Origin of the sequence: Thermoflexus sp. (assembly GCF_042408365.1) — a bacterium.
Classification (GTDB): Bacteria; Chloroflexota; Anaerolineae; order Thermoflexales; family Thermoflexaceae; genus Thermoflexus.
In genome coordinates this window covers 1-8,030 of sequence record NZ_JBHOQJ010000301.1, presented here as the reverse complement: position 1 = coordinate 8,030, position 8,030 = coordinate 1, and the positions used below count along the sequence as shown (strand labels likewise).

The 8,030-nt window shown below is 63.2% G+C and carries 5 protein-coding genes and 1 pseudogene; 1 reads left to right on the top strand and 5 read right to left on the bottom strand.

All coding sequences use genetic code 11. The features are described 5' to 3' along the window. The 5 genes from ACFMO5_RS13890 to ACFMO5_RS13870 all read right to left on the bottom strand — a co-directional run. Window positions 1–2,384: valine--tRNA ligase (locus ACFMO5_RS13890; RefSeq protein WP_376793344.1), on the bottom strand; the 2,384-nt coding region annotated here is incomplete at its 3' end. 529 nt (window positions 2,385–2,913) lie between these two features. Then, window positions 2,914–3,225, bottom strand: coding sequence for a hypothetical protein (locus tag ACFMO5_RS13885; RefSeq protein ID WP_376793343.1), 312 nt, complete (start codon window positions 3,223–3,225; stop codon window positions 2,914–2,916). Window positions 3,226–3,495: 270 nt separating this feature from the next. After that, window positions 3,496–3,717: a hypothetical protein gene (locus ACFMO5_RS13880; protein WP_376793342.1), complete on the bottom strand. Its 222-nt coding sequence runs from the start codon at window positions 3,715–3,717 to the stop codon at window positions 3,496–3,498. A gap of 228 nt (window positions 3,718–3,945) precedes the next feature. After that, complete coding sequence (locus ACFMO5_RS13875; protein WP_376793341.1) at window positions 3,946–4,431, bottom strand: NYN domain-containing protein; 486 nt, start codon at window positions 4,429–4,431, stop codon at window positions 3,946–3,948. A gap of 161 nt (window positions 4,432–4,592) precedes the next feature. After that, on the bottom strand, window positions 4,593–7,064 hold the full coding sequence (locus ACFMO5_RS13870; RefSeq protein ID WP_376793345.1) for an ATP-dependent Clp protease ATP-binding subunit: 2,472 nt from the start codon (window positions 7,062–7,064) through the stop codon (window positions 4,593–4,595). A 432-nt stretch (window positions 7,065–7,496) separates the two neighbouring features. Here ACFMO5_RS13870 and ACFMO5_RS13865 point away from each other — a divergent pair. Further along, window positions 7,497–8,030, top strand: a pseudogene (locus ACFMO5_RS13865) (hypothetical protein); the annotation flags it as partial.

Here is an 8,030-nt window from a genome sequence, read left to right as displayed (position 1 = left end):
TCCCGGTGGGCCTCCAGAATCGGCAGGAACTCCCCCGCAGCGATCCAGGCAGCGATCCGCCGTTCCGATGGCACCCGATGGGCCTCCCGGGCGTTGCGGATCGTCCGGATCGTCTCGATGAGCGCCTGCATCCCGGCCTCCGCCGAGCCATCCACCGGCCCGGGGGCAGGCCAGGAGGCCACGATCAGCGCCTCCGAGCCGTCCACGGCTCCCGCCCGTTTCAAATAGCCCCAGAGCGCTTCGGTGATGAACGGCATAAAGGGATGGAGCATCCGGAGGATCCCGTCCAGCACGTAGACCAGCACCCCGCGGGTTCGCGCCTGATCGGCCTCCGAGCCCCGGTATAAGGGTTCCTTGGCGATCTCGATGTACCAGTCGCAGAAATCGCTCCATGTGAACTCGTAGATGCGCCGTCCGGCCTCCCCAAAATCGAACGCCTCCATCGCCTCGGTGACCGCCGCCACCGTGCGGTGGTAACGCGAGAGGATCCAGCGATCCGGCATCGTCAGCGACGGGTCTTCCAGCGAAGGCCGCTGAATGGGCCCTGGGAGCGCACTCAACACAAAGCGGGCGGCGTTCCAAAGCTTGTTGGCGAAATTCCGGCTCCCCTCCACCCGCTGAAGCGAGAGGCGCATGTCGTTGCCCGGGGTGGAGCCGGTCGCCAGGGTGAAGCGCAGGGCGTCCGCCCCGTATTCTCGGATCACCACCAGGGGGTCGATGACGTTGCCCTTCGTCTTGCTCATCTTCTCGCCCTTTTCATCCCGCACCAGGCCATGAAGGTAAACGATGCGGAAGGGGATCTCGCCGGTCATGGCCAAGCCCATCATCACCATCCGGGCCACCCAGAAGAACAAGATATCGTAACCCGTCTCCATCACCGTGGTGGGGTAGAAGTAGCGCAGGTCCTCCGTTTCGTCCGGCCAGCCCAGCGTGGCGAAGGGCCAGAGGGCCGAGGAGAACCAGGTGTCCAGCACATCTTCATCCTGACGAATGCGGGCGCCGCCGCACCGGGCGCAGGCCGCCGGATCCGCCCGGGTCACCGTGATATGCCCGCAGTCGTCGCAATACCACGCCGGGATGCGGTGCCCCCACCAGAGCTGGCGGCTGATGCACCAGGGGCGGATGTTCTCCAGCCAGCGGAAATAATCCTTTTCAAAGCGCTCCGGTAGGATACGGATACGCCCCTCCTTCACCACCCGAATGGCCTCCTCCGCCAGGGGCTTGGTGTTCACAAACCACTGAAGGGAGAGCATCGGCTCTACGATCGTGTCGCAACGCTGGCAGCGGCCGGGGGCGTAGCGATGGGGTTCGATCTTCACCAAGAGGCCTTCCTTCCGGAGATCCTCCACCAACGCCTCCCGGGCCCGGAAGCGCTCCATCCCGGCGTAGGGCCCACCGTTCTCGTTGATCGTGGCGTCCCGGTTCATCACGTTGATCCGAGGCAGCCCGTGCCGCTCCCCGATTTCGTAATCCGTCGGGTCATGCCCCGGCGTCACCTTCACCGCCCCCGTCCCGAAATCCCGGTCCACGGCCGGGTCGGCGATGATCGGGATGCGGCGGCCCAGCGCCGGCAACACGGCGATCCGCCCCACCAAGCCCGTGTAGCGCTCGTCTTCAGGGTGCACGGCCACCGCGGTATCCCCCAAGATGGTTTCCGGGCGTGTGGTGGCCACCGTGATAAAGGCCCTCGCGCCCTCCGCCCAGCGGCCGCTGCCCCACGGCCCCGTCGGCCCCTCCCAGCCATCCCCCAAGAGCGGGTAACGGACATAATAGAGGAGTCCTTCCTCTTCCTCTTCCCGTTCCACTTCGAGGTCTGAGAGGGCCGTCTCGCAGCGGGGACACCAATTGATCAAGTATTCACCGCGGTAGATCAGACCCCGCTCGTAGAGGCGGACGAAAGCCTCGCGCACCGCCCGGGAGTAGATGGGGTCCATCGTAAAGCGCTCCCGGGTCCAATCGCATGAAGCCCCGAGCCGACGCAGCTGCCGGGTGATAGTGCCCCCGTATTTCTCCTTCCAGGCCCATACCCGCTCTAGGAACCGCTCCCGGCCCAGCTGGTGGCGAGTCAGACCCTCCTTGGCGATCTCCCGTTCCACCATCACCTGGGTCGCGATGCCCGCGTGATCCGTCCCCGGCACCCAGAGGGTGGGATCCCCCTTCATCCGGTGATAACGGATCATGAGGTCCTCTAAGGTCACGAACATCGCGTGGCCCATATGCAGCTCCCCTGTGACGTTGGGCGGGGGCATGGAGATCACGAAGGGTCGCTTCATCGGATCGATTTGGGGCGTGAAGAACCCCTGCCGCTCCCACCATTCGTAGATCGGCTCCTCCAGCTCTTGCGGGTTGAAGGTCTTGGGAAGCGCCATGGCTTGAGCCGCCATCCTCCACCTCCTCATGAATTATGGGCAAGCCGGTTGCCTTTGGCTTCCGGCCCGGCCGCTTCCCCCCTTCCCCCTGCGGCAAAGCCGCAGGGGGAAGGGGGGATTGGTTTCTTTGTGGGGTGACCACTCGAACCGCGCAACTCCTGAAATAAAAAAGCCCCCTCTCGCCACAAGGACGAGAGGGGGCAGACCTCCCGCGGTACCACCTTGCTTCAGGGGGAGCGAGAACCGCTCATCCCCTGCCCTTGGGCTGCGGTAACGGGCAGCGCCCGGGCCGAACTCAGGCCGGCCACCCGCCGGCGTTCATCCGGCCAGCTCCGGGGCGACCTTCGGCGCAGCGGGCGACAGGGGCTTGCACTACTCCCCCCTCGCTGGCGCCGCCGCTCGCGCCTACTCCTCCCCTTCCCAGCCTTTCTATAACGAATCCAGCAGCAGCCATCCGCCCGCTCCCCACCCCTTTCTCTACGGCGCTGCGCGACATGGGTGGGGAGAAGAGCACCCCTTTCAGGTCCCCCAAGGCCCCTAAGGCTTAGAGCACCTGAAACCGCCCGGTGGCCTTCACGATCTTCTCCTTGTAGTTCCGGATGTGGCGGAACAGCTTCTTCTTCAGCTCCTGCCACTCCGGGCTGGCTAGGATACGCTGAAGGGTCTCCATGTCCTGGGCGATCGCGCCGGTGAGGATCTGGGGACCTTCTCCGTACATTGTATACCAGGCATCTGTGGGCTCCATCCCCAAGCGCATCATCCCCGGCGCGAACTCGCGGACAATGAACTCAAAGTATTCTTGCTCATGGCCGGGCTTGATATCCCAGGCCATCAACAGCTTGACCATCTCGGCCATCGCAGCGCTCCCTCCGTGAACACGGGGGCTCCGTTCTTAAGTCTGCAAATTGGGTATCATTGAGTTATCTTTATTGTAGCAGATTCGCAATCTGCCTGACAACAACCGGGCCATGGGAGTTGCCCCATCCCTCCTCTCTGTGCGGCAAAGCCGCACGGGGAGATGATGATTAATTTTTCAAGGTAAAATCACGCCCGTCTTCGATCGCCTCCCCCAACCCCCGCAGGCCCCCACGAACCATCAAACCTCAAAAGATATAGAGACAAAGCACTACCCCAGGCGGATCACCCCCGTGATCAGGAACACCAAGAATCCGAGCAGGAACAGGTCCATCAAAAGAAGCCCGATCAGGATGAGACGCTGCGATGGCGTGAGCTGCTGGAGAAATGAGAGAGAGGGGAGCAATGAGCGAGATGGAGGGCGTTCCATACTTTCTTCGATGGTCTCCCCTTCAGGAACCTCGGAGAGGTGCTGACGGATATCCTCAAACATGGATCGCCTCCTCGATGCTGGGAAACAGGGTTTTTGAACGCAAGCAGCCATCCTGATCTGTAGGGAGAATCGCAACTATTCAGCCTGGCCACATTCGGTTCGGAGCGCTCACGAAGAGGCGGAAGGACCCCAAAGCCCCCAGGAGAAAACCCACGGTGAAACGCCCATATCTGTATTGCACAAGAACGGCTGAATAGTTACGGAGAATCTTTTTATTCAGCGGCCTATTCAAGCCCCAGAATCCCTCCCCTGAAACAACTCCAGCCAGTCTTTCAGTTCGGATTCATTCACCCCCTCCGGCTTCTCCTCTTCAATGCCTTCGGGCGGTTTCCGCCCTCCCAGAGCCCGCTGCATATAGGCCAGGAACTCCGCGGCCGACCAGACCGCCGCCCCTCGACGCCGGGCCGCCTCCTGCACCCTTCGATCCGAAGACACCACGATCAACCCCCGCGGATTGCGCTCCGCCTGGATCTGTTGTATTAAAAGCTCATCGGCCGTTGTCCCGGAAGGGGCGAAACGCACCGTCACGACGCCCCTGGAGAACGAGGAGGGGCCACCCGGGGCCCTGCGATCGAAAATCACGGTGATCCGCCGCCCGGTTCGCATGGCCAGCCGCTGGAGCCGTTCAGCCAGGCGGGCCTCATCATCCGGATCCTCCAGGTGCAAATCCGGCATCGCCCCGATGAGATTGTGGCCATCAATCAGGAAGGGCATCGGCGAACCTTGCAGCGCTCTCAGCTCGTGCCAACCCTTCGCAACGGAGAGGCTGGACTATTGATCCAAAATCCAACGAACAGGGGAGGGAAGAAAATTTATGGGGGTGTAGGCCGTTGGAGGATAGCCCACACCCCCATTTCCCCCGCCCCATCCCCCCTTCATACTTGGGGCACTCGCTCCATGAGCGGGATCACCTCCGTCGACTGTCGCTGGAAGATCAACCCATGTTCGCCCACATCGACCACGATCACATCGCCGGCCTGGAACTCCCCGCGCAATAACCGGACGGCCAGCGGGCTCTCGACCTGCTTTTGGAGGACCCGTTTCAGAGGGCGGGCGCCGAAGGCAGGATCGTAGCCTTCCTCGGCCAGCCAGCGCCGAGCGGCCTCCGTAAGGACCACCTGCAGCCCATGCTCGGCCAGGCGGGACTGGATCTGACGCATCTGAATGTCAACGATTCGCATCACATGCTCCAAGGTCAGCCGGTTGAAGATCACGATCTCATCGATCCGGTTCAAGAACTCCGGCCGGAAGGTCTCGCGGAGAGCCCGCTCGACCCGCTGCTGTTCCTCCATCCGCTCGCGCTCTGAGGTCGCGGGGACGAAACCGATGGTCCCGCCGCGTCGGAGATACTCGGTGCCCACATTGGAAGTCATGATAATGATCGTGTTACGGAAATCCACCGTGTGACCTTGCCCATCCGTAAGGCGGCCATCATCGAGGATCTGGAGCAGCGCGTTCCATACATCCGGATGGGCTTTCTCGATCTCATCGAAGAGGATCACCCGGTAAGGGCGGCGGCGCACCGCCTCCGTGAGCTGCCCCCCTTCCTCATAGCCCACATAGCCCGGTGGCGCCCCGAAGAGGCGGGAGACGGTATGGTATTCCCGGTATTCGCTCATATCCAGCCGGACCAGGGCATCCTCGTCCCCAAAGAGATACTCCGCCAGCGCCTTGGCCAGCTCCGTCTTCCCCACCCCGGTCGGCCCGAGGAACAGGAAGGAACCGATGGGCCGTCGCGGATCCTTCAGGCCCGCCCGGGCCCGCCGGATGGCATCCGCCACCACAGCGATCGCCTCATCCTGACCGACCACCCGTTCCCGCAACCGCTCTTCCATATGGAGGAGCTTCTCCGCCTCCGTCTCCATCACCTGGGCCACCGGGATACCCGTCCACGCCGCCACCACCTGGGCGATGTCCTCCTCGGAAACCACCTCATCTAAGTTGCGCTCCCGCTGCCACTGGGCCCGACGGGCCTCGAACTCCTTCTGGAGACGGAGACGACGCATGCGGATCTGGGCAGCCCGCTCATAATCCCGGTTCAGCCCGGCATGCTCCTCTTCCTGCACCAACCGCTCGATCTCCGTCTTGAGGGCTTTGAGCTCTGGCGGGAGGGTGTTCAGAGCCACCCGTAACCGCGCCGCCGCCTCATCGATCAAGTCGATGGCTTTATCCGGGAGCCGACGGTCGGTGATGTAACGGTGGGAGAGACGCACCGCGGCGACGATCGCCTCGTCGCTGATGCGAACTTGATGATGGGCTTCATAGCGCTCCCGCAGCCCCTGCAGCATTTGGATCGCCGATTCCACGGATGGTTCTTCAACGAAGATCGGGGCGAACCGCCGCTCCAGGGCGGGATCTTTCTCGATGTACTTGCGATATTCATCTAACGTGGTGGCGCCGATACAGCGCAGCTCTCCTCGGGCCAGGGCAGGCTTCAACATCGAGGCCGCGTCCAGGGCCCCAGAGGCCGCTCCCGCACCCACCACCGTGTGGATCTCATCGATAAAAAGGATCACCTCCCCTTCCGCCCGCTGGACCTCCTCGATGACCGCCTTGAGGCGCTCTTCGAACTCACCCCGGAACCGCGCCCCGGCCACCATGGCCGCCAGGTCCAGCTGCACAATGCGCTTCCCCATCAATAGCTCGGGGACCTCGTTGGCGACGATGCGCTGGGCCAGGCCCTCGACAATGGCCGTCTTGCCCACCCCGGCCTCGCCGATCAGCACCGGGTTGTTCTTGGTCCGTCGGCACAACACTTGGATCACCCGCAGGATCTCCGCCTCCCGATTGATCACCGGGTCCAGCTTCCCCTGACGCGCCAACCGGGTGAGATCCCGGCCGTAGCGCTCCAGCATCCGATAGCGCCCTTCCGCCCCTGGGTCCGTCACCCGGGCCCCACCCCGGAGATCCTTGATCGCCTCGTAGATCCGATCCCGGGTCACCCCGGCGTCCATCAGGATGCGGGCCGCCGGGGTGTTGCGCTCGGTCGCGATGGCCAGGAAGAGATGCTCGGTGGAGATGTAGTCATCCCCCAGCCGCCGGGCTTCCTCGTTCGCCAGGTCGAGGATACGTTTCACCCGGGGGGTGATGAACACCTGACCGGCCCCGCCGAAGCCATAGATGGATGCACGCGGGCTGGCCCGGAGAACCTCGTCCAGCCGGCCCCGCATCCAGTCCACGCTGATCCCCATCCGCTGGAGCAGCTGAGGCACCACCCCATCCGGCTGTTCCAAGAGGGCCAGGAGGAGATGCTCGGTGTCCACCTGGTTGTGTCCGTATCGTTGCAGGATCTCGTAAGCCCTCGCTGCCGCGTCCTGGGCTCGTTCGGTGAAATGATCGAAGCGCATCATTGTTGAATCCATCCTTTGTGAAAGGAGAATCTGGAGGATGCGGATTGTGCAAATCGTCAGCAGCACCTCCTGCAGGTGCCGGGGCGGCTGCCCGAAGCCATTCCAGCCAGGCGGCCCAACCTCATTATAAAGGATCTGAACCGTACAACCAAACAAAGACCGGTGGGGTGAGGAAAGGGGATCAGCGAGCGGGCATCGCTCTCTTTGATCCCTTCTCCAAGGTCACTTGTGTTTCCAGCGATTTGTCGCCATGATGGAGCCAGAAACCCTGATGAGCCTGGCGGACAGGGCGAAACGCTCCTGCCCCGGATAAAAACATCCTAAGGGCGGAGCGGGACACCATCCGCGCTTGACTCAGCCCCTGACCCTTCAGGAGGGGGCCAGCTACGTGACTCCAAAGGATCACAAGCGGGAGGCTGGGGATTCGCGATGCGAGGACTGGAACTCCTGATCGGTTTCCTGCTCATCGGGCTGGGCTTGCTCTTATTCCTCCTGGCTCGCCCGGAACGGGCCTGGATCCCTGGATGGGGTCTGGGGAGAGCGCTGCCGGTCGCTCTCCATCGGCGGGAATGGCGGGCCCTGCTCGTCGGATTCAGTTTCCTGGCGATGAGCTTCGGTTATGGGCTCATCCTTTACCCATATTTTGTGAGCCCCTCATCCCCCAGGCCTGCACCCACTCCGCACACCCTGACGCTATCTCCTACCGCTTCTCCCACACCGCTCCCCTCCCCGGGGGTCCCCCGCTCCCCGGAGCCACCTCCCTTAACCCCTTCCCCTGCTCAGTCCCCCACGCCTGCCTCGCCCACCCCATCGCCCCTCGCCTGCGAACCGGGGGTGCTGCAAACCATTGAACGGGCGAACGCCGCTCAAGAAGCCTATATCCAGGGTCAGGGAACCCTTGAGGAGCTGGCCACCGCATGGGGGGACGCCGCCCTGGAGGCTCGACGACAGGGGGATCGCCTG